At 42.8% G+C, this 24013-nt stretch carries 18 protein-coding genes and 3 pseudogenes; 16 read left to right on the top strand and 5 right to left on the bottom strand.

Translation table 11 applies throughout. From position 1 onward, the window contains the following. The 9 genes and pseudogenes from KFB94_01715 to KFB94_01675 all read left to right on the top strand — a co-directional run bounded on the left by KFB94_01715 (position 1) and on the right by KFB94_01675 (position 9756). Positions 1-282 carry a succinate dehydrogenase assembly factor 2 gene (locus KFB94_01715; GenBank protein ID QVL46525.1) on the top strand — a complete coding sequence of 94 codons (282 nt, stop codon included), beginning with the start codon at positions 1-3 and terminating at the stop codon, positions 280-282. Continuing rightward, the gene (locus KFB94_01710; GenBank protein ID QVL45859.1) at positions 282-1391 is read left to right on the top strand and encodes an aldolase; all 1110 of its coding nucleotides are present in this window, start codon (positions 282-284) and stop codon (positions 1389-1391) included. The genes KFB94_01715 and KFB94_01710 overlap by 1 nt, the downstream gene beginning before the upstream one ends. Continuing rightward, positions 1391-3046, top strand: coding sequence for an acyl-CoA synthetase (locus KFB94_01705; protein QVL46524.1), 1656 nt, complete (start codon positions 1391-1393; stop codon positions 3044-3046). Before KFB94_01710 ends, KFB94_01705 begins: the two co-directional genes overlap by 1 nt. 3 nt (positions 3047-3049) lie before the next feature. After that, the gene (locus KFB94_01700) at positions 3050-4585 is read left to right on the top strand and encodes a fumarate hydratase (protein QVL45858.1); all 1536 of its coding nucleotides are present in this window, start codon (positions 3050-3052) and stop codon (positions 4583-4585) included. Between the two features lie 89 nt (positions 4586-4674). Then, on the top strand, positions 4675-4968 hold the full coding sequence (locus tag KFB94_01695; GenBank protein QVL45857.1) for a hypothetical protein: 294 nt from the start codon (positions 4675-4677) through the stop codon (positions 4966-4968). A 52-nt stretch (positions 4969-5020) separates the two neighbouring features. Further along, positions 5021-7612 (top strand): bifunctional aconitate hydratase 2/2-methylisocitrate dehydratase, encoded by a 2592-nt coding sequence (gene acnB / locus KFB94_01690; protein QVL45856.1) that lies wholly within the window; start codon positions 5021-5023, stop codon positions 7610-7612. Between the two features lie 86 nt (positions 7613-7698). Then, a pseudogene (gene tmpT, locus KFB94_01685) lies at positions 7699-8328 on the top strand (thiopurine S-methyltransferase). A 36-nt stretch (positions 8329-8364) separates the two neighbouring features. Next, positions 8365-8733, top strand: a complete 369-nt coding sequence (locus KFB94_01680) for a hypothetical protein (protein ID QVL46523.1) — start codon at positions 8365-8367, stop codon at positions 8731-8733. Between the two features lie 42 nt (positions 8734-8775). Beyond that, complete coding sequence (locus KFB94_01675; protein QVL45855.1) at positions 8776-9756, top strand: calcium/sodium antiporter; 981 nt, start codon at positions 8776-8778, stop codon at positions 9754-9756. A gap of 124 nt (positions 9757-9880) precedes the next feature. On the opposite strand, the pseudogene KFB94_01670 reads toward KFB94_01675, so the two are convergent. Next, positions 9881-10057, bottom strand: a pseudogene (locus KFB94_01670) (DNA polymerase). Between the two features lie 100 nt (positions 10058-10157). Here KFB94_01670 and msrA point away from each other — a divergent pair. After that, a complete protein-coding gene (gene msrA / locus KFB94_01665; GenBank protein ID QVL45854.1) occupies positions 10158-10694 on the top strand; it encodes a peptide-methionine (S)-S-oxide reductase MsrA in 537 nt (178 codons plus the stop codon). Between the two features lie 136 nt (positions 10695-10830). Beyond that, positions 10831-11115: a GIY-YIG nuclease family protein gene (locus tag KFB94_01660; GenBank protein QVL45853.1), complete on the top strand. Its 285-nt coding sequence runs from the start codon at positions 10831-10833 to the stop codon at positions 11113-11115. Between the two features lie 159 nt (positions 11116-11274). Here KFB94_01660 and cysK read toward each other — a convergent pair whose 3' ends face one another. Next, on the bottom strand, positions 11275-12210 hold the full coding sequence (cysK, locus tag KFB94_01655) for a cysteine synthase A (GenBank protein ID QVL46522.1): 936 nt from the start codon (positions 12208-12210) through the stop codon (positions 11275-11277). A gap of 671 nt (positions 12211-12881) precedes the next feature. Further along, positions 12882-14660 carry a glutamine--tRNA ligase/YqeY domain fusion protein gene (locus tag KFB94_01650; protein QVL45852.1) on the bottom strand — a complete coding sequence of 593 codons (1779 nt, stop codon included), beginning with the start codon at positions 14658-14660 and terminating at the stop codon, positions 12882-12884. Positions 14661-14742: 82 nt separating this feature from the next. On the opposite strand from KFB94_01650, the gene KFB94_01645 reads away from it, so the two are divergent. Genes KFB94_01645 through KFB94_01635 form a run of 3 tightly spaced genes read left to right on the top strand, consistent with a single transcriptional unit; the run spans position 14743 to position 17184 of the window. Next, positions 14743-15729 carry a biotin--[acetyl-CoA-carboxylase] ligase gene (locus tag KFB94_01645; protein ID QVL46521.1) on the top strand — a complete coding sequence of 329 codons (987 nt, stop codon included), beginning with the start codon at positions 14743-14745 and terminating at the stop codon, positions 15727-15729. Positions 15730-15766: 37 nt separating this feature from the next. Then, positions 15767-16549 (top strand): type III pantothenate kinase, encoded by a 783-nt coding sequence (locus tag KFB94_01640; GenBank protein ID QVL45851.1) that lies wholly within the window; start codon positions 15767-15769, stop codon positions 16547-16549. Continuing rightward, on the top strand, positions 16546-17184 hold the full coding sequence (locus KFB94_01635) for a sporulation protein (protein ID QVL45850.1): 639 nt from the start codon (positions 16546-16548) through the stop codon (positions 17182-17184). Before KFB94_01640 ends, KFB94_01635 begins: the two co-directional genes overlap by 4 nt. Before the next feature lie 62 nt (positions 17185-17246). Here KFB94_01635 and lpdA read toward each other — a convergent pair whose 3' ends face one another. Continuing rightward, positions 17247-19013 (bottom strand): dihydrolipoyl dehydrogenase, encoded by a 1767-nt coding sequence (gene lpdA / locus KFB94_01630; protein ID QVL45849.1) that lies wholly within the window; start codon positions 19011-19013, stop codon positions 17247-17249. Positions 19014-19147: 134 nt separating this feature from the next. Then, positions 19148-19618: a hypothetical protein gene (locus KFB94_01625; GenBank protein ID QVL45848.1), complete on the bottom strand. Its 471-nt coding sequence runs from the start codon at positions 19616-19618 to the stop codon at positions 19148-19150. Between the two features lie 224 nt (positions 19619-19842). Here KFB94_01625 and KFB94_01620 point away from each other — a divergent pair, with 224 nt between their 5' ends. Together KFB94_01620 and KFB94_01615 are read left to right on the top strand one after the other, a co-directional pair. Then, positions 19843-21414: a beta (1-6) glucan synthase gene (locus tag KFB94_01620; GenBank protein QVL45847.1), complete on the top strand. Its 1572-nt coding sequence runs from the start codon at positions 19843-19845 to the stop codon at positions 21412-21414. A 13-nt stretch (positions 21415-21427) separates the two neighbouring features. Continuing rightward, a pseudogene (locus tag KFB94_01615) lies at positions 21428-23983 on the top strand (glycosyltransferase). The last annotated feature ends 30 nt before the right edge of the window (positions 23984-24013 follow it).

Genomic DNA, 24013 nt, shown 5'->3' with positions numbered 1-24013 from the left:
ATGATTAATGCAGAAATAATGCTTGATGCTGAACAAAGGCGATTGGCTTGGCGCTGTCGCCGTGGCATGTTGGAGCTGGATATTGTTTTACAGCGTTTTGTGAATGAGCAATTTAATGATTTGTCGCTTAAAGAGTTTGAAGTGTTTGATGGCTTATTAGACCTGCCAGACAATGAATTTTGGGCGTTGATTCAATCGCAAAAAGCGCAGAACAACCAACATTTAAATAACATCATCACAAAGCTCAATGCGGTAAGTAGCTACGTTTTAAGGGACTTTTAATGACAGAACAAGACGATATGAAATCGCTTGGCAATTACTGGCCAGGGATACAGCTTTATTATCCACCAATCAAGTATGCACCAAGCCTGGGTATCTATGAGGATATGGAGCAAGCTTCAGCACGTATGAAAAAACACGCACATTTTACCAATGCGCATACCTTGATATTTGATTTAGAAGATGGCTGCCGCCAGAAAGAAATGAGTCGGCAATTATTGCGCCAAGAACTGCCTTTATTACGCAAAATGAATGAGCGCGTCACCATTGCCGTGCGTGTTAACTCGTTCCGCACAGATGAATATGAAGAGGATATGAAGCTAGTGCGAGATATGGGCGACTATATCAATGTCGTGATGTTAGCAAAAGCAGGCGAGGCATATGGGGCGGCAGAAGTACGTGATTTGTCCAGTTTACTATTAGAGGTGAATGAGAAAATTACCATTCAGCCGATTATAGAGCACCCAAAATCACTCAGAATTGCACCAGAACTGATGCAATATGAAACAGTTGAACATGTGGTATTTGGTATTCACGACTTCTCAAAAGCGATGGGGATTCATATTACACCTGAAAACTGGATAGCAGAGCTACAGTTCTATATGCACGCATTGTTGTTTGAGTCGCGTATTGCGGGTGTTGGTGTAATTGGCGGCGTGGAAACGCTGATAGGCTCTAATATCATGCCAGAGAAATTTGTGGAGCCGCACGATGTGCGTCGTTGGTTGGATTTACATGGCGACGATCAAGCGCGTGTTGTTTATAAACACGCCTGTGAAGAGGCGGCAATGGGCCTGACTGGCAAACAAACCATTCACCCTGGGCATATTCATTTATGTAAAACAGCTTATACGCCTTCACCTACCGAAGTGACAAAAAAAGTGAATATTTTAAAAGCAGCCATTGAAGCCGATGCTTTATTAGGGGGTGCAATCAAGTTTGAGGGGGAAATGTTAGATCCGCCTATGTTTGGCAAAGCCTTACAAACTCTGTTAAGGGCGCACGCCTTGAGAGCGTTGAAAAAAAGTGATACAGAATTTGCACTTGAAGTGCTTGCAATGTTACCTGAACAGGTGATCCGTCAAAACTGGCCATATGGAATATTATTATGATGCATAACCTATTGAAACCGTTTGAACCATTCGAAAAATGGGAATGGAAAGTACCTACATTCTTTAATATTGGATCTGCATGTGCTGATAGCCAAATAAACACGCCGCTTGCAGATTCGTTAGCCATGATAGTAGAAGATGATGCCTTAGGAACAGACACCATTACATTTACTGAGTTGTCGCATAAAACCAATCAGTTTGCCCAGTTGCTACGCAATCTTAAGCTGAATAAAGGCGATCGTGTATTAGTCCGTTTGCCGAACAGTTTGGCTTATCCCATTGCTTTTTTAGGCACCATGAAAATGGGCGCTATTGCAGTGCCTACTTCAACATTATTGACCGCTGAAGAAGTTGCTTATTTAGCAAAGGATTCAGGTGCTTCTGTCTTGGTTACCGATGCGAAAGCATGGCAGGCAATGTCTGCACAAATTAAACAAAATCTGCAAGAAACACCACATCTAAAACATATTCTTGTTACTGAAGCAGATCAAGTTGAAACAGATGACGTGCTCAATGTATTGAGTTTAAAAGCGGCGTTGATGGCCATTAAAGAGATTCAGCCTGCCGAGAAAACCCTAGCGGATGATCCCGCTTACTTGGTTTATACCTCAGGTACAACGGGTTATCCCAAAGGCGTCTTACATGCTCACCGCGCCATGTTAGGGCGACAACCTGCAGCTAAATATTGGTTCAATTATGCAGAGAATACGCAAGATAGAATTATGCACTCTGGTAAGTTTAATTGGACCTATGTATTGGGCTCAGGTTTGATGGACCCGCTCTATTTAGGTAAAACAGTCATTGTGCACGAAGGTAAAAATGACGCACAAAAATGGTTGGATTTAATACAAAAACACAAGGCAACTATTTTTATTGGTGTGCCAACCATTTATCGTCAAATTTTACAAAAGACAACAACGGATAAAAAAGACTTGCCGAGTATTCGACATTTTATGAGTGCGGGTGAGCATTTATCCGATGAAGTCTTGCATCAGTGGGAACAGCGATTTGGATTGGATATTTACGAAGCGGTAGGCATGAGCGAGTTTTCTTATTACCTGTCGCAAAGCATTTATCGCCCAATACGCGCTGGCTCAGCCGGTTTTGCTCAACCGGGACATGCGATTAAATTACTAGACCCGGAAACCTTAACAGAAGTGCCAGTGGGCGAGGAAGGTATGATTAGCATTCCACTTGACGATCCGGGTGTGTTTTTACGCTATTGGAACTTGGATGAGGAAACGGCAAAATATAAGCACGATGGCTATTTTTTCACAGGGGATTATGCCAAATATGATGAAGATGGCTACATTTGGTTCTTGGGACGTAAAGACGACATTATCAAAAGTTTTGGCTATCGTGTATCGCCATATGAAATTGAGCGCGTGTATAAAGGACATCCTGACGTTGCGGATTGTGCAGCGATTGGTGAAGCGCTAGAGAAAGATAAAGTGCTAGTCGCTTGTTATGCAATATTGAAGCCAAATGCTAGTGTTAGTCCAAATGATTTAATTGCTTTTGGTAAAGAGCATCTAGCCGCGTATAAAGTGCCAAAAGTCATCTACTTTGCTAACGATTTTCCCAGAACTAAAAATGGCAAAATTTTACGTAAAGATATTACGCCTTCGATTGCAATAGCAAAGAGCACAAGATAATTCATGACCTTGATCAAAAAAGAAGATTTCATACAAAGTGTTGCAGATGCGCTGCAATTTATTTCTTATTATCATCCGCAAGATTATATTCAAGCATTAGCTGAAGCTTATCAACGCGAAGAATCGCCTGCGGCAAAAGATGCGATTGCACAGATTTTGACTAACTCACGCATGTGTGCAGAAGGCAAACGACCTATTTGCCAAGATACTGGCATCGTTGTTGCTTTTGTTAAAGTGGGCATGGATGTGCAGTGGGAAAGTGATGTGGGAAATACGGCCTTAGATGTGGAGCAAATGGTCAATGAAGGGGTGCGGCGTGCCTACTTATTGCCAGAAAATAAACTCAGAGCTTCCATTGTGACAAATCCCGCTGGCAAGCGCACCAATACGGGTGACAATACGCCAGCTGTGGTGCATATTTCGCTCGTAACTGGCAATAAAATTGAAGTAAAAATTGCTGCTAAGGGCGGTGGTTCGGAAAATAAAGCAAAATTAACCATGTTGAATCCGAATGACAGTATTGAAGATTGGGTGATGCAGGTTGTGCCCCAAATGGGTGCTGGCTGGTGTCCGCCAGGTATGTTGGGTATTGGTATTGGCGGCAGTGCAGAAAAAGCTGTGCTAATGGCAAAAGAATCATTGATGGAGCCAATTGATATTCATCTCTTAAAAGAAAAAGGTGCTAGCAATCGCATTGAAGAGCTCAGGTTGGCTCTATATGAAAAAGTGAATAATTTAGGTATTGGCGCGCAAGGTTTGGGTGGTTTAACAACAGTATTAGACGTAAAGATATTAGATTATCCAACGCACGCAGCCAGTTTGCCAGTGGCAATTATTCCAAATTGTGCGGCAACAAGACATATCGAATTTGAGTTGGATGGAACTGGCGTTGCAGCATTGGTGCCGCCAGACATGGGTGCTTATCCTGACATCACATGGGCGCCAGATGCGCATGCTAAGCGGGTGGATTTGAATACAGTGACTAAGCAAGAAACCCAAACATGGGCGGCGGGACAAACACTATTGCTATCTGGAAAATTGCTGACAGGGCGCGATGCTGCTCATAAGCGCATTGCTGACATGATTGCCAAAGGTGAACAATTACCTGTCGATTTTAGTAATCGCTTTATCTATTACGTAGGGCCGGTAGATGCTGTTGGTGGTGAAGCGGTTGGTCCTGCAGGCCCCACAACGGCAACAAGAATGGACAGTTACAGTGATGTGATGTTGGATGCAGGGCTGTTAGGCTCAGTCGGCAAGGCGGAGCGAGGTGAAGCCGCATTAGCTTCTATCGCTCAGCACCAGTCTGTCTATTTAATGGCAGTTGGTGGCGCAGCTTATCTGGTGAGTAAAGCCATTAAGCATGCAAAAGTCATCGCATTTGCCGACTTAGGTATGGAGGCGATTTATGAATTTGATGTGGTTGATATGCCCGTCACCGTGGCAGTAAGTGCTAATGGCGAATCTGTGCATCAATCTGGGCCAGCGTTATGGAAACAAAAAATGGCTGCGCAGACAATCGCGATTAAGCCCATATAGGCATAATGTAATGTGCTGTAAGTCACCTTGCAAGCTGAGTAAATAGATTAATCTCGATCAAAATGGTAGTATGAATCGAGGTGAAAAAAATGACTAAATGGATATTGATGGCTGGTTTGTCGATGGGTGCATCATTAGGCTATGCAGTAGAAATCTTGGGTTATCTAACGGATGATAACGGCAAATATACCGGCCCTAGCGTAGAAGATAATATTGCAATAATGGATACCGATCATAATGGCTTTGCAGATGTGGCTGAAGTTCGTGCTTTTTTAGCGCTTAAACATGGTGCTGATTATCAAAAAGCATTGCTAGACAGGTGGGAAATTGCGGCCAATACAAAAAGTTGTGGCACATCATTTGCAAAAGAATTAGTCAAATAAAGAGACGTACATATTTTATCAAACGTTAATGTTAGGAAATGAAATAAAGCATATGATAGAAGCATACCAAATACACGTTAAAGAGCGTTCTGAAGCGCATTTACCACCACTACCATTAACGGCTGAGCAAGTCGCTGAGTTGGTTGTGTTATTAAAAAACCCACCAAAAGGTCAGGAAGATTTGTTGGTTGACTTGTTGGCCAACCGAACACCCGCTGGGGTTGATCAAGCAGCGTATGTAAAAGCTGCATTTTTGTCAGCGCTGGCCAAAGGCGAAACAAACTCACCCTTAGTCAGTGCAGAAAAGGCAGTTGAGTTGCTGGGTACCATGTTAGGCGGCTATAACGTACTGGCTTTGGTTGAATTGCTTGATACCGACTTAGCAGAGCAAGCGGTAAAGGCATTGGCTAAAACGATTTTAATGTATGACGCGTTTTATGATGTAGAAGCAAAAATGAAGGCGGGCAATCCATACGCTAAACAATTAATGGAATCTTGGGCAAATGCAGAGTGGTTTACAAACAAACCTGCTATGCCAGCAGAAATGAAAGTGGCTGTTTTTAAAGTTGATGGTGAAACCAATACCGATGATTTGAGCCCAGCACAAGAAGCATGGAGCCGCCCCGATATTCCATTGCATGCTAATGCCATGTTAATCAATAAAATGGCAGATGGTCTAGCAACAATTGCGACCTTAAAAAAGAAAGGCTACCAAGTTGCCTATGTCGGCGACGTCGTTGGTACGGGCTCTTCACGAAAATCAGCAATTAACTCTGTACAGTGGTGGACAGGACAAGATATTCCAAATATGCCTAATAAACGCACTGGTGGCGTAGTGATTGGCAATAAAATCGCTCCTATTTTCTTTAATACGGCAGAGGATTCAGGCGCATTTCCAATTGAATGTGATGTGTCAAAAATGAACACTGGTGATGTGATTACCATTAAGCCGTTTGAAGGAAAAATTTTCAATGAAGCCAATGAGATGATTGCTGAATTTAAGATGAATCCAGTGACGATTGCGGATGAAGTACGTGCTGGCGGCCGTATTCCACTGATTATTGGTCGCGGTTTAACTGCCAATGCCCGAAAAGCATTGCATTTGCCAGAAACAGATATTTTTATTCAAGCTGTGCCAGCAAAAGATACAGGTAAAGGGTTTACCTTGGCGCAAAAAATGGTGGGTCGTGCATGTGGCTTACCAGAGGGGCAAGGTGTACGAGCAGGTACGTATTGTGAGCCAAAAGCGACAACGGTTGGATCACAAGATACGACTGGCGGTATGACGCGTGATGAATTGAAAGAGCTGGCTTGTTTAGGCTTTAGCAGCGATTTAGTCATGCAAAGTTTCTGTCACACAGCCGCTTATCCTAAGCCCGTTGATATTAATCTACAACATACATTGCCAGAATTTATTTCTAGTCGTGGTGGTGTGACCTTGAAGCCCGGCGATGGCATTATTCACTCATGGTTAAACCGTATGATTTTGCCTGATACCGTTGGTACTGGTGGTGATTCTCATACCCGTTTCCCGATTGGCATTTCTTTTCCAGCAGGGTCGGGATTGGTGGCGTTTGCCGCTGCAACGGGTGCAATGCCTTTGGATATGCCAGAGTCGGTGCTGGTAAGATTTAAAGGTGAAATGCAACCTGGTATTACTTTGCGCGATTTGGTTAATGCGATTCCCTATGCGGCGATTCAAGAAGGCAGCTTAACTGTGGCAAAACAAGGTAAAAAGAACATTTTTAACGGTCGCGTATTAGAGATTCAAGGGTTGCCTGATTTAAAAGTCGAGCAAGCATTTGAGCTATCAGACGCATCAGCAGAACGTTCAGCCAATGGCTGTACTGTGCAGTTGGGTGAAGCGTCGGTGAAAGAGTTTTTAAATTCCAATATCGTCTTATTACAAAATATGATCGAAAACGGCTATCAAGATGCCCGTTCGATACAGCGCCGCATTGAAAGCATGCAAGCGTGGTTGGCAAACCCAAGTTTAATGACAGCAGATGATGATGCAGAATATGCGCATGTGATTGAAATCGATTTGGCAACGATCACAGAGCCATTGGTTGCTTGTCCAAATGATCCTGATGATGTGAAGCCATTATCAGCCGTACAGGGAGACAAAATTGATGAAGTCTTTATTGGCAGCTGCATGACCAATATTGGCCATTATCGCGCCGCGGCAAAAGTATTAGATGGTTTAGGCAATATTCCAACCCGTTTATGGATTGCACCACCCACTAGAATGGATGAGGCGCAATTACGTGATGAAGGGGTTTATTCGGTCTTTGGCAAGGCAGGCGCTCGAACAGAAGTGCCTGGTTGCTCCTTGTGCATGGGCAACCAAGCGCGCGTAGAAGATAAAGCGACTGTGTTCTCGACATCAACGCGTAACTTTGATAATCGTATGGGTAAAGATGCACGCGTTTATCTAGGCTCTGCTGAGCTTGCTGCTGTCTGTGCTAAGTTGGGTAGAATCCCAACGCATGCTGAGTATTTGCAAACAGTAGGCGACAAGCTGGCAGATGTTGATAATATCTATAAGTACCTCAACTTTAATCAGATGACAGCGTATAAAGCTGCATTAGATACCTTAAGTACTGGTAAAAAGGTGATTCCAATTACTGAGTCAGTCTCATAAAAATCCAGACTATTTTAGTAAAAGCCGCATTTGCGGCTTTTATTTTATGTAGAATAGGTTTCAATAGAATCGCTTAAAGGTAAGGCATGGAACCAGATTTCTGGCATCAAAAGTGGAAAGATAATGTGATTGGATTCCACAAAAATGTAGCCAATCCACTATTGGTTAATCATTTTGAATTATTTTCATTAGCAAAAGATAGCCGTGTATTTGTGCCTTTATGTGGAAAAACGTTGGATATTGCTTGGTTAATGGCGCATGGGTATCGTGTTGTTGGCGTCGAATTAAGCGAGATAGCGGTTAAACAATTATTTGATGAATTAGCATTAAAGCCGACAATTAGCCAACAACAATCTCTTATTCAATATCGTGCAGAAAATATTGATATTTTTGTCGGCGATATTTTTCAGTTAAGCAAAGCATTATTAGGTGAGGTTGATGCGGTTTATGATCGAGCTGCTTTAGTTGCTTTGCCACTGCCAATGCGACAACGTTATACGCAGCATATTATCGATATTACCCATGGTGCATCACAGTTGTTGATTACCTTTGAGTACGATCAAAGTCTGCAACCAGGACCGCCCTTTGCCATTAGCAATCAAGAAATCAATCAGCATTATCAAGCTCGCTATGAGATTAACTTGTTGGCAAGTGAAGTGTTGGTAGGTGGTTTAAAAGGGCAGTTTGATGCAGTTGAGCATGTTTGGTTATTAAAAAAATCACTCAATAAACGCGTATTTGATGAACAGTCTATCCATCTGCCGTCACACGGACGATGGAAAATAATGTTACCAATTTTTATTTTGCTCACCATGGGTTCCTTTTTTGCTTATCAATTCAATGTGGATGTGAAACTAGCTACCAGTGGCGTAGTATTAGCGGGGCTCTATACGGGTGTAGTCAGTTGGTTGCTCAGCATGATTGCCATGGTGCCAATTATTGGACCACTGCTGGTGAAAGTGCTGACCATGTCATTTATTTGGCTACTCAATGCGGTTGGCTATTTGGTGGCTTATATTGCCATCAAGCGTGGTTACTCCAAAGATGTGCTAACCTACCGAGGCATCACGATTGCATTAATAATTGGTCTAGTGATGGGTTATGTATTGGGCAGCTTGTAATAACAACCTAATAATTTTATTCATATTAAAGAAAGACGCCTAATGATGTTGTTATCCATAGCGATGATTGTGATTGGCTTGGCCGTGTTGGTGTGGAGTGCCGATCTGTTTGTAGATGGAGCAGCTGCTGTTGCGCTTAATCTTGGCATGTCAGCCTTGCTGGTGGGCATGGTGATTATCGGCTTTGGTACATCTGCACCAGAGATGACAGTATCTGTTTTGGCGGCGATGCAGGGTAATCCCGGACTGGCGTTGGGTAATGCGTATGGATCTAATATTACCAATATTGCACTCATTTTAGGTGTTACCGCTTTAATAAGCCCGGTGTTAATGCGCTCTCAACTCCTTAAAAGAGAATTACCCATTCTATTGGCGGTTACTTTGCTTGCTTTTTTTCATTTGCAAGATAGTCAAATTACTCGCTTGGAAGGTTTAATAGAACTGGCGGTTTTATTGCTGGTTTTTATTTGGATGGTGGTGCAAAGCCGACAAGAATCATCGCATAAAGACGAGCTAGAAGTTGAGCTAGAAGTTGAGCTTAAGCATATTAAAACCAATAAAGCTTGGACGATGCTCGTTGTGGGTTTGGTGTTGTTAGTGGTTAGCTCGCGCATGTTGGTATGGGGTGCAGTGAATATCGCACACGCGTTTGGCGTTAGCGATTTAATCATTGGCTTAACGGTTGTTGCCGTTGGTACCTCACTCCCTGAATTGGCGTCATCCATTGCTGCTGCGCGTAAAGGTGAACACGATTTGGCCGTTGGCAATATTATTGGCTCCAACTTATTTAACACGTTAGCAGTTGTTGGTTTAGCGAGCGCTATTCATCCTATGCAGATACCCACGGAGGTATTAACACGCGACTGGACCGTGATGCTGGGACTAACCATTTTGTTGTTTGCACTTGGCTATACGCGCAAAGAATCTGGTGAAAAAACCATCACCCGCTTAGGCGGTAGTCTATTAATGGCTATTTATATTGGCTATACCCTCTATCTTATTATTGGTGTGATGGCACCGTAAAATCAGCTAAAGCAGGTAGAAAAGGATATCGATCATTGCGCTAATCATCATTTTCTACCACCAAATTAGGAATATGATTAAAGGCAATGCGCATTGGTGCATCTTTGAGCGCTTCGTGTGCGCCGGTTCCTGCTTTAATACCAAACGCTTTTGCTGCATAGCTGGCAGCAATACAACATATTGTTTCCGCCATCATAGGTAATACACCAATGGGTTTGCCACGCAATTCGGGTTGCAACTGCTGTTCAACTACAGAGGCAAAGTAGGAATTGAAATCAACATATAGAGCATTTAATGACATGGCTTGTGTATGGTTTTTTTGAATCATTCAGCCAATTGATTGTCATGATTAACTGATGATATAGACTAGCGAATACGCTTTTTTTAAAGGTAAACCCAACATGAGTAACGAACAAATTGCAATTTTCGCAGGGGGCTGTTTTTGGTGTACAGAGCCTGTATTTAGCCAACTAAAAGGTGTGATTAAAGTCGAGTCTGGCTACATTGGCGGACATACCGAAAACCCAACCTATAAAACCATTTGTAACGGCGACACAGGTCATGCGGAAGGCATCAGAATGACATTTGATGCAAGTTTGGTCAGTTATGAAGCCTTGCTAGAAGTGTTCTTAGTCGCGCACGACCCAACCACGCTTAACCGGCAAGGCAACGATGTCGGCACACAATATCGTTCAGTGATTTTTTACTTAGATGAGTCCCAACGCCAAGCCGCCAATGCCATGATAAAAACATTTGAAGACAACCACGTCTATAGCGTCCCCATCGTCACAGAAGTCACTGCCGCCAGCACGTTTTACCCAGCAGAAGATTATCACCAATATTACTTCGCCAAAAACCCAAGCAATCCTTATTGCATGGCAGTTGCCGCGCCTAAAGCGGCCAAGATACGCGCAAAATATGCGCAGTTGATGAAGTAAACTCAACCTCGTCATTCCGTGCTTGACACGGAATCCAGCGACTTTCAGGATGTTAAGTCACTGGATACCGACCTTCGTCGGTATGACGATATAATGAGTTGGTCTTTAATCAGATGATTGTCGAGTAACGTTAATAATGCAACCCTGCGTCTACATCCTAGCAAGCGAACGTAACGGCACGCTCTACATTGGCGTTACCTCAGACTTAGTAAAACGCGTATGGGAGCATCAATCCGATTTTGTCGAAGGCTTTACCAAAAAATACAAAGTCCATCATTTAGTCTGGTATGAAATACATGACAATATGGAGGCTGCAATCAATCGTGAAAAGCAACTGAAAGAATGGAAACGTCAGTGGAAGATAACGCTGATTGAAAAAACCAACCCATATTGGAACGACTTATACGCCAGTATTGTTTAATTTTTTCGGTTAGATTGTCGCTTTCCTATCCTGTCTTACCGACGAAGGTCGGTAACCAGTGTCGTTGATTGATAGCTTAGTTCAAAGTCACTGGATTCCGACCTTCGTCGGAATGACGGCAAAGCCAGAATAAGAGCTTGCTTTGAAAACCATCAAAGATTAATCTACTTCAAGCTCGCTATATAAAGGCGTTGATAAATAACGCTCACCAAATGATGGAATAATCACCACAAGTAGCTTGCCTTTATTCTGTGGGCGTTTGGCTACTTCCATTGCCGCCCACACCGCCGCGCCAGATGAAATGCCAACCAGCAAACCATCTTCACTCGCCATAAGGCGTGCAATGGTCATGGCATCTTCATTTTTAACGCGCACCACTTCATCATAAATCTTGGTATTTAAAATCGGCGGAACAAATCCAGCACCAATGCCTTGAATAGCATGCGGACCTTTTTCGCCACCCGACAACACAGGGCTCGCGTCTGGCTCAACGGCAATGATTTGAATATCAGGGTTGTGGTCTTTTAATGCTTCACCCACGCCAGTAATCGTGCCACCAGTGCCAACGCCCGCTACCAATATATCCACGCGCCCATCGGTATCGCGCCAGATTTCCTGTGCCGTGGTTTTGCGGTGTATCTCAACATTGGCTAGGTTTTCAAATTGCTTCGCCATCACATAACGGGCATCGGATGCCGCCAATGCTGCCATTTTATTAATCGCGCCATTCATGCCTTCAGCGCCTGGCGTTAAGATTAAATCTGCCCCATAAGCTTTTAACAATAAACGACGCTCACGGCTCATGGTGTCTGGCATCACAACCGCACACTTGATGCCACGCGCCGCACACACCATCGCCAACCCAATCCCCGTGTTACCACTGGTTGCTTCAATTACAATCGTATCGTTTTTAATCTTGCCAGCCGCTTCTAACGCATCAATCATCGCCACCGCAATACGATCCTTCACGCTGCTTGCAGCATTAAAATACTCCAACTTGCAAGCAATCGTCGCATCAATGCCAGCCGCAACGCGGTTAAGTTTAACGAGAGGGGTATTGCCGACTAGTTCGGCGGTGTTGTTGGCGATTCTCATCATGGCTCCTTAGTGTAAATTTAAACGCTATTCATTTGTAGCATCTGAAGGATGAAAAATTAGACTGTAGTCGTACGCGGAATAGCATCTATGTGTTTTGCGTAATGCCCTGTATTTTAATCGGTAATCATGTTTGATTTTTTCAATTGTCTGATACAAGATTTAAATGCATGACTGCAATAATATAAATATCATCTTTACCAATCGAATAAAGTAAGTCGTATGGAAAGCGGCGAACTAAAATGCGATGATTGTTGGTTTTTACAGTTGCCCATACTTGCAGATATATAGTGATTCATTGGGACGCAGATTTGACTTCCTGGTTAAGTTGTTTATCCAAACCTCGTTGGTAATCTTCGTCATATAAAACCGCTTTCTATAACGCTAATGCAGCTTCTGGGTGGAAACAAAGCTTCATGCATCTGAGTGTTCATCAATTTTCTTCAAAACATCTTCTGCGGTGATGGTTTACATTTTCCCACAGCTAATTACAAATAAACGTTGTTGTGCAAACTGTTCAACATCAGCTTGCGCGGAGTTAAGCGTTTGCAACAGGCTGTCGGCAACCAATGCTCGCTCATCAGTCGGTCAGTTGGCTAGTTTTTGAATAACCTCAGATGTTTTCATCTATCAACCTATTAATGATAGTTCATCTATCATGTCACTTTCGATTACTTCTGCCAAGCATCCCGCAAAGTCACCGTCCGATTAAACACAGGCTTGCCCGCAACACTATCTTTCCTATCCGCCACAAAGTAACCATGCCTTTCAAACTGGAAAATGTCCTCTGGTTTAGCCTCTTGTAAACTGGCTTCTAATTGCGCGGTAATGGTTTGCACGGAGTCTGGATTAATATCATCCAAGAAGTCTTTATCGCCGTCACCTGGGTGAGCTTCTTTAAATAATCGGTCATATAGTCTGATTTCTGCCGCGTAAGCATGGTTGGCGCTAACCCAGTGGATATTGCCTTTGACTTTGACGCTATTGGCGCCATCGGTGCCTGATTTGGTGTCGGGTAGATAATTGCAATGCACAACGGTGACATTGCCATCTGCATCTTTTTCGCAGCTGGTGCATTCGACTACATAGCCATAACGCAGGCGCACCATATTGCCTGGAAATAATCGGAAATAGCCTTTGACGGGTTCTTCCATAAAGTCTTCGCGTTCTATCCACAGTTCTTTAGATAGTTGCACGGTGCGTTTGCCTAGCTCTTCTTTCAGTGGATGGTTTGGCGTAAAGCAGTCTTCGCTTTCGCCTTCTGGATAGTTATCAATCACCAGTTTAATCGGGTCTAACACGGCAATACGACGTTCTGCATCGAGGTTGAGCACTTCGCGCATGCAGTCTTCAAAAATCACATATTCAATCCATGAATCGGCTTTAGAAACGCCGATTCTATCGGTAAATAATTTAAACCCAGCTGGGGTGTAACCACGACGGCGTGCGCCTGCGAGTGTTGGTAAGCGTGGGTCATCCCAACCATTGACGTGTTTTTCTTCGACCAATTGAATGAGTTTGCGTTTGGATAGCACAACGTAAGTTAAATTCAGTCGCGCAAATTCATATTGTTTAGGCACAGGTTGCGCCAACATGCCGGTTTCAACCAGCTTTTTCATTAGCCAATCGTAGAAAGGGCGTTGGTCTTCAAACTCTAGCGTGCAAATTGAATGGGTAATGGTTTCTAATGCATCTTCAATCGGGTGCGCAAACGTGTACATGGGATAAATACACCATTTGTCGCCCGTATTGTGATGATGTGCGCGGCGGATGCGGTAAATGGCAGGGTCGCGCAGATTAAAGTTAGGCGATGCCATATTGATTTTGGCGCGTAACACATGGCTACCATCAGGGTGTTTGCCATCGCGCATTTCGCGGAATAAGGTTAAGTTTTCTTCTACTGTACGCGTGCGGAAGGGTGAGTCTTTACCAGGCTCGGTTAATGTACCGCGATTTTCGCGCATTTCATCGGCGGTTTGTGAATCAATATACGCATAATCATGTTGAATGAGTAACTCAGCCGCACGGTACATCTCGTCAAAATAATTTGAGGCAAAATAAAGATTGGACTCGTTATTATTGGCGCCATTATTCTCCCAGTCAAAACCTAGCCATTTGACCATTTCTGTGATGCTATCGACATATTCTTGGCTTTCTTTTTCTGGGTTGGTGTCATCAAAACGCAAATGGCAAATGCCGTTGTAATCTTGCGCCAAGCCAAAGTTTAAAAAGATACTTTTGGCATGACCAATATGCAAATAGCCGTTTGGCTCAGGTGGAAAACGGGTGCGGATTTTGGCAGTATCAACCTGACCAGTGCTTTGATGCGCGGCATCGCCAGGACTGCCAGCCCATTGTTTAGCTACGTATTTATTGGCTGCTAAATCGCGCTCGATAATGCCGCGAATAAAGTTGGAGCCTGGAGGAAGTGGTGTGTTTTCTTTTGCCATGTTGCTTTTCCGATTGAATTAAGTGTATTTTACACTAGCTGAGCATGGCTGGCGTTAGCCTATGCTAAACTTTGCATTGACGATGAATACACTGACTTTTCCTATCTTACATCAACTGGCCGACGGTCGATTTCACTCGGGCGAAGCGTTAGCCAAACAATTTGGTGTGACGCGCGCCACGATTTGGAATGCTGTGCAACATGCGCAAAGTATCGGCATTGCAGTATTTAGCGTGCGCGGAAAAGGCTATAAATTGCCGTATGCGATTGCTTTGCTCAATAAAGACAAAGTGTTGCAAGCGATAGGCATAGAGCGCGAATGGTTTCATTTAGAAGTGCTAGATGCGGTGGTTTCTACCAATACTTATTTGATGAAAGCGGCGGCAAATGGTGCGCCACATGTGACTTGTGTGGCCGCACATATTCAAACAGGAGGGCGCGGAAGGCGCGGTAGAACTTGGGTTTCGCATCTTGGGGCTAGTTTAACCTTTTCATTGTTGTGGCGCTTTGATTGTGGTGCGGCTGCGCTTTCTGGCTTAAGCTTGGCTGTTGGTGTAGCATTAATTCGCGCGTTGCATGCGCTTGATATTGATGCGGCTCAACTGAAATGGCCAAATGATGTATTGGTAGAAAATAAAAAGCTGGCGGGTATATTGATTGATTTACAAGGCGATATGGATGGGCCAAGTGCAGCGGTGATTGGTATTGGCATTAATGTTGATTTGCCTAAGCAAGTGCTAGAGCGAATTGATCAACCTGCCATTGATATTAAACGTGTTAATGTCGCTGCGATTGACCAAAGTTATTTATTAGGTATCGTATTAAAACATCTGGCGGCTGTATTACGCTATTTTGAGCAATATGGTTTTGTTGGATTGCGCGACGAATGGTTACGTTACCATGTCTATCATCAACAAACGGTACGGATGATATTGCCAGATGGACGGAACGTGCAGGGAAAAGTGACGGGCGTTGCCGAAGATGGTATTTTATTGGTTGAGACAGCATTTGGTTTACAGCGATTCTCAGCTGGCGAAATTTCGTTAAGAAGCACCCCTGAGGAACCATAGTAAAAGCAGTATCACAAAACACAAGGAACAATAAAAAATGTTGATGGTGATTGATATTGGAAATACCCGGACGAAGTGGGCCGAGGTTGCTGAGGATGGTAGCCTCTCTGCGTTTGATATGACGCCCAATATTACGATTGCAAAATCGGCATTAAAAAATCGACTCGTGCAAGCTGAAAAAGTGGTGATTGCCAATGTGGCTGGCGAAGCAATTGCACAGCAACTAATCGCATTAATGCCTGCGCATGTTACCCCTTGTTTTGCTAAGGCAACTGAAGAAGCTTGTGACGTGATTAATCGTTATCAACAACCTGATACGTTAGGGATAGATCGTTGGGCAGCTGCTATTGCGGCCTGGCATCAATACAAGCAGCCAACAATTGTAGTGTGTGCGGGCACAGCCATTACAATTGATAGTATTTCCATCAATACTTCATTAATGACAACGCTATTAAAGTCAGGTAACAACAAAAAAGGCTTGTATCTTGGCGGCAGTATTATGCCTGGATTACATTTAATACACGATGCTTTGGTTAATCACACGGCGAAACTGGCCGATGCTTCTGCTGGCACAATAACAACATTTCCAGACAATACGGTTGATGCAATGCAATCCGGCTGTATGCATGCCGTAATAGGTGCAATTTTATTAGCCTCAAAGCAATTAGAAAAGCACTGTGCTTTTTTACCTAAATTGATTATTACTGGTGGCGATGCGGTTAAAATTGCACATGCGTTAGCACCATATCAAAAAAGAGTTGGGGTGGAGGGTAACTTGGTGCTGAATGGTTTGGCTTTATTAGAGAAAGACGGTATATGAGATTATTGATTTGGTTAGTGTTATTGAATATTGCGCTGTTTGGCTACTTTAACATGGATAAAATGACCCCTAAAAAACAAGCGACTTATCAAGAATTAAATCCAGAAAAACTAAAACTGCTGATAGACACCGATTTGGCTAGCTTAGACAAAAAGACATTTGTGGCGACACCACTGACCAATTGTTATAAATGGGGCCGTTTTACAACGACCAATTTAAGTGAAGCGCAGGATGTGTTGAGTCGATTGGGGTTGACTGCTGAATTGATAGAAGAAACGCCAAAGCAAGACAAACGTTTTTGGATTTACTATCCACCATTAGCAACAGCTGAAAAAGCCAAAGAAAAAGCAGAAGAGATAAAAAAATTGGGTGTTGATGAACTGTTTATTGTGCAAGATTCCCAATGGCGTAACGCCATTTCTTTTGGACTGTTTAGCGACGAAACATTGGCTAATAATTTATTAAAAAATTTACAAGCCAAGGGTGTGCGATATGTGGTGAAATCAGTACGTAACCAAGGCAGTGCGACTAGTAGTTTGCTCGTGCGCGCCGTGAGTGCAGAAATTGCACTGGCGTTATATAAAATCCGCCCAGAGTTTGTGGGCACAGACGTTAACTCAGTTGCTTGTCAGTAACGATGCGATGCATTAAAAAAGCCAGCTTGATGCTGGCTTTTTTAATAAGTGAGTCGGACGATTTATCGCCTTTTCGGTGGCATCATATCGGTAATGGTGCCTTCTTTTAATTCTGCTGCAAAGCAAATGGTTTCTGAAAGCGTTGGGTGTGCATGAATTGTTAAGCCTAGGTCGTGTGCATCTGCCCCCATTTCAATGGCTAACACGGTTTCAGCTAGCAGTTCGCCTGCATTGGTGCCAACAATACCTGCACCAATTAAACGATGCGTTTCTTTATCGAAAATTAACTTAGTCGCACCTTCTGTGCGTGCAATCGAAATTGCACGACCACTGGCCGCCCAAGGGAAAGAGGCTTTATCAATCGCAATGCCTTTTTCTTTTGCTTCTGTTTCAGTCATGCCAACCCATCCAATTTCAGGGTCGGTATAAGCCACATTAGGAATGACGCTAGCAACAAATGCCACTTTATGGCCTGCAATCACTTCAGCGGCTACTTTCGCTTCGTGTGTTGCTTTGTGCGCTAGCATAGGTTGCCCAACAATATCGCCAATTGCAAAAATGTGCGGGACATTGGTACGCATTTGCTTATCTACAGCAATAAAACCACGTTCATCAACGGCAACACCTGCGTTTTCTGCACCAATACTTTTACCGTTTGGACGGCGGCCAATCGAAACTAAAACGCGATCATATACTTGTACGTCCTCTGGAGCATGTTCACCTTCAAAACTCACATGAATACCTTCTTTTTTGGCTTCAATTTTGGCGACTTTAGTCGATAGCATGATGCTTTCGAATCGTTTTTCCATCCGTTTGTGCAATGGACGCACAAGGTCGCGATCGCATCCCGTGATTAAGCCATCCATAAACTCAACTACACTGACTTTAGTGCCAAGCGCATCATAAACCGTACCCATTTCTAGACCAATAATGCCGCCACCAATCACCAACATACGCTTTGGAATATCGGCTAGTGCTAGCGCACCTGTGGAGTCCATGATACGGTCATCATCCGGAGCGCCTGGGAATTTGGTTGCTTGAGAGCCTGCTGCAATAATGGCATTTTCAAAGCCTATGGTTGTTACTTTACCTTCTGCATCCGTTACAGCGATTTGGTTGGCGCCTGTAAATTGACCAACACCATGCACCACAGTAACGCCACGACCTTTAGCCATTTGCGCTAAGCCACCAGTCAGTTTGCCAACCACATCGTTTGATTTCCAGTGACGCAATTTATCTAAATCAATATTGGGTTTGCCAAAACTTAAGCCGTGCGCTTCAGTTTCTTCTGCGTCAGTAATTACCTTAGCAGTATGGAGTAGCGCTTTTGATGGAATGCATCCAACATTAAGACAAACGCCACCCAAAGATGGATAGCGTTCGATTAAGACAACTTTTAAGCCTAAATCTGCTGCACGAAAAGCTGCAGTGTAACCGCCTGGCCCAGAACCTAGCACCACGAGTTGCGTGTCGATATCGTTGTTGCCAGTTGGCGTTACAGGTGACGGCGTTGCAACGGGTGTTGCAGTTTGTTCTTTTGCGGGTTCATCTACTGATGATTGGATGCTAGTTGGCTCAGCATCGTTTGCCGCCGCTTCTAGCATTAAAATTAAAGTGCCTTTAGCGACTTTATCACCCACTTTAACCTTAATTTCTTTGACTATACCGCTATGTGCTGATGGAATGTCCATCGATGCTTTGTCAGATTCAACCGTGATCAGCGAATCTTCTAATGCAATGTGATCGCCAACATTCACTAAGACTTCAATAATGTCGACCGAATCAAAATCACCAATATCTGGCACACGTACTTCAACTAACTGACTCATGCATATCCCAACTTATAAAAACAATCTGATTAGCTGAATTTTAGCATTAAAGTGGTCTATTGCATGCCATATAAACGTTGATACTGGTGCTTTTCAGATGAATTGAGTCTGAAGATACTCAACTTAAATTGTTGTTATTGTGGTTTTGTTGAGGTTTTTTTCGGCGCATTGTCTGGGTGTTGCATAATACATTGATCATTCCCAAAATTGCCACCATTTCCATCAGGTTCGTAATAAGTGTGTTTGAAAGACCATCGGTTTTTATCTAGCTTTCTAAAATCACCTACTCCTGTGCTTGAGTCGGTGTCACTTGCATTTAACAGTTTGAATGCAATAGAAAATTTGTTCCCTTTAGCTAAAATGTGGCCAGTGTAGGCTGCTTGGTTATTAAACTCTGCGCTAAATTTATAAATGCCGTACAAGTCATGACTTGTTGTTGTGTTTAATTTTAGGGTAACAAATACTTCATAGTTGCCAACGTTTAAGTTATTGCCTTTGCATAGGTATTTTCCACTATAGTCATTGCCGATAAAGGGCGGCATTGCATGCGCCAGGGAAGTTAAAGTCAACAGAAGGAAACCAGAGCAGACGACCTGTTTAAACATGATTTATTTCTAACTTAAAAAGTGATTGTATCGTGTAATTTATGCTATAAGTAGTAAAAAATTGTAACGTTAAAAGTTCGCTCTAGTAGCCTGTTTTAAAGTGATTCGTTACGTTTTTTTAGTGATGAAATCAATAATTTTACGTCTATCTCATCAACGTTCATGTTGACCTCGTTAATTGATCAGATTGATTAAATGACGATTAATAATATTTTTGGAGCAGTATGCAAATAAAAACAACAAGCTTTCTTTGGTCTTACAGCCTATTTTTTATGTTGTTATTAACTATGCTAGGTTGTTGGTTTTATCAAGAAAATCAAACAGTAGAAATGCATTCGCCTCAACATTTAGTCGACAATAAATTGCAATGCGTTTCTTATGCGCCTTATTACGGCAAAGGTCAGTCGCCTTTTATTGAAGGTATGTGGATAACGCCCGCGCAGATTGATCAAGATTTAGCATTATTGGCTCGTATTAGTCATTGCGTGAGAACTTATTCAGTTGGGCAAGGCATGGATTATGTGCCTGAGGCCGCAAGTAAATTGGGAATGAAAGTGTATCTTGGTGCTTGGGTTGGATGGACCGAAGCCGACAATATTAAAGAGATTAAATTAGCTAGCGCAAAAGCAAATGCCTATTCTGATACAGTAAAAGCATTGATTATTGGTAACGAAGTTTTTTTGCGTGGTGAACAAAATGAAAACGCAATGCGGCGCTACTTAAGATTGGCTAAATCGCTATCAAATACGCCAATTACTTATGCGGATGTATGGGAATTTTGGGTTAAACACAAAGATATTGCAAAGGATGTTGATTTTCATACGGTTCACATTTTGCCTTATTGGGAAAATAACCCTGTGGCAATCGAAGACGCAACGCAACATGCTGAAAATGTAATGCAAAATATGCAAATACACTTTACCAAACCGATATTAATCGGCGAAACAGGCTGGCCCTCAGTGGGGCGGCAACGTAATGAATCGAGACCCAGCTTGGTTAATCAGGCCCGTTATGTACGTGAGTTTTTACAAAAGGCTGAGGAGAAGCAATGGCAATACAATATTATCGAAGCGATTGATCAGCCTTGGAAGCGTGTGTTAGAGGGAACCGTGGGCGGCTATTGGGGTGTTATATCAGCAAATTTAGAACCAAAGTTTTCTTTAACGGAACCAGTAACTGAGCGAAAAGATGGGCGCGTACCTGTTTATATTGGTTTAGTTGGCGCACTGTTCTTTTTATCGATTGCGTTAACTTTGCGCGAACGACGAGTGAATGTCTTGCTTGGGTTAATAGCGCTTGGCAGTCTGACAGCACTAACTAGCTATCTAGAAGTTGAATACTTAATTGCGGCTTGCCGAGATTGGATAGAGTGGTTTTCATTGGGTGGTTTGGCACTGTTAGGGTTATTGGTTGTGCTGACACAGCCATGGTTGATTATTCAATCTAATCCTTGGGCCCTGAATGTTATGCGATTGCTGAAGTTAGTTTTTCTGTATGCAGCACTCATGACAGGTTATCTTATTTTTGTAGACGGCCGTTATCGTGACTTTCCCATAGTTATATTTGCTTTGCCAACACTCGTGCTTGCAATCAATTATTTTGCTGGCGTATATGTGAGCCATCAACGTTGGTTGAGTGTAGGCATCCCGTCAGCACTAACGGTAATCTTTGCAGCTTTGTGTGCTATTAGAGAGTTTAATAATAATACAGCGCTGATTTGGTTGGGCTTGGCGATGGTCATCGCGGTAGTGAATTGGCCCAGTCAATTAAACAAAAACAACGAAAATCAGGTTTAATTCAACTTTTATTATGCAGTTAATCAAACGTTTTTATTTCCCATTTTTATTTGCTATTGTTTTTGCTATTTTGCACTTTGGTGCATGGGCGATTGCCAATAGAGCGTTGCCGTTAATTAATGTTGCCCCCATTTTGCATGGTTTTGCATATAGCGGGTATCAAGCCAATCAAAGCCCATTAGATCGTACTTATCCGAATACGGCTGAATTAGCACACGATCTTAAGTTATTAAAAAAACTAACGAATCGTATTCGCTTATACACATCGATTGAAAATAGCGAAGTGGTTGCGCTGGCTGATAAAGAGGGGATTTCAGTTATTGGTGGTGCTTGGGTTAGCCAAGATACTGATGCTAATGAGCGTGAAATTGCTGCCTTAAAAGAAAAAATTAACCATTATGACAATATAGAAGCGGCCATTGTTGGTAATGAGGTGCTGTTAAGAAATGATTTATCAATAGAGGATTTAATCGTCTATTTAGATGATATGCGAGAAGCAACTGATCGGCCAATATCAACAGCTGAGCCATGGCATATTTGGTTGAAGAATCCTGAATTAGTTAAGCATGTTGACTACATTGCTGTGCATTTGTTGCCTTATCATTAAGGTGTGCCGATAGAGCAAGCGTCGTCCTATGCCGTTGAGCGTTATCAAGAGCTGATGAAAGCTTATCCTCGCAAAAGAATTGTGATTGCGGAAATCGGCTGGCCTAGTAGTGGACCAGCGATTGGGGCTGCGATTGCTAATGAAGTGAATCAAGCACGGTTTGTACGCGAGTTTTTAGCAAAAAATGAAGCAGAACATTATGAGTATTATTTAATGGAAGCGATTGACCAGCCTTGGAAGGTGAATATTGAAGGTTGGGCTGGTGCCTATTGGGGCATGTTTGATGCAAATCGGGTTGAAAAATACTCGTTGCAAGGTTCGGTAGCTAAAGACGGTCGTTGGGCAGAAAAGGCTATTTGGGCCACGCTGATTGCTCTGTTTCCGATCCTATTTATCGGCTGGAGATTTAGGAGTTGGGGCATTGGTGGTGTTATTTCAATGGCAATATTGCTACAAGCATGTATTACGACACTGGTCATTGCTTGGAAGTTGCCAGGAGATTATTACTATACATTACGTGATTTTATTATTCTGGGGGGGTTAATTCTGGCAATAGGGCTCACCTCGTTGGTGTTGATGACTTACGCCGTTGAATTCAGTGAAGTGATGTTTAAACGAAATTGGCGACGCATTTATCATCGCAAAACACCTTTGCCTGAAGATAGTGAATTTTTTGTATCCATTCATTTGGCCTGCTATAACGAACCAGCTGAAATGGTGATTGCAACCATAGATAGCTTAAAAAATTTGGATTACCAACATTATGAAGTGATTGTTGTTGATAATAATACGACTGATGAAGCCAAGTGGAAGCCAATAGAAAAATACATGGCTGATTTGCCAAATAATTTCCATTTTTATCACTTACCTAAATGGCCAGGATTTAAGGCTGGTGCACTTAATTTTGCCTTGAGCAAAACACATATAGATGCAGTAGCGATTGGGGTAATAGATGCGGATTATGTTGTAGCGCGTGATTGGTTAGCCACTTTGGTTCCGCATTTCGCAGAACCAAAAGTGGCCGTTGTGCAGGCGCCACAAGCGCATAGAGAGTGGGAGCATAATTTTTTCAAGCGCATGTGTAATTGGGAGTTTGAAGGTTTTTTCCGTATTGGTATGCATCATCGACATGAACGAAATGCATTAATTCAGCACGGCACGATGACGTTGATACGACATCAAGCATTGAGAGATTTAGACGGTTGGTCGGAGTGGTGTATTTGTGAAGATACCGAGTTAGGGTTACGTTTATTAGAGCAAAACTATGAGTTACGTTATGTTGATGATACTTTTGGACGAGGTCTTACGCCTGCTAGTTTTAGCGCACTAAAGTCTCAGCGCTATCGATGGGCATTTGGTGCAATGCAAATTTTAAAACGACATATACCTAGGTTACTCGGTAAATCCACATTAAGCTTTAGCCAGCGTTATCATTTCTTAACTGGCTGGTTTGGCTGGATGGGTGATGCATTGCAATTAATATTCACCATTGGTTCTATTGGATGGACATTATTAATGCTATTTTTCCCCAAAGCATTCAGCCTGCCAGTCTCCATTATGATTGTGCCGATTATTTGCTTTTTAGCAATTAAGGCTGCCTTAGGTCCTGTGCTATATCGGAAAACCATGCAATGTAAATGGATAGATATTTGGGGCGCTTCGCTGGCAAGTTTGGGATTGTCACATGCCATTGCACGAGGTGTGATGATGGGATTGGCAAAAAAAGCGGGCGTTTTTGTTGTAACGGCTAAAGGCAAAAGCACTTCTAGTAAATGGCATTTATTAAGTCCGATACGTGAAGAATTTTTGATATTGTTAGCTATGATTTTTGCTGGTTATGCAATGTTGCTAACCAGAGGCTTTGCTAACTTGGATGCCCAACTATGGGTTACATTGTTAGTATTACAATCTATGCCATATGCAAGTGCAGTTGCGTGTCAAGTCATTGCGCAAAAAGACTAGCGTTTGGTTGAGCACATTATTTTTCTCACG

This window comes from Methylophilaceae bacterium (assembly GCA_018398995.1).
In the GTDB taxonomy this organism is placed as follows: domain Bacteria; phylum Pseudomonadota; class Gammaproteobacteria; order Burkholderiales; family Methylophilaceae.
The sequence above is the reverse complement of the archived record's forward strand: the minus strand, read 5'-3'. Positions and strand labels throughout refer to the sequence as shown.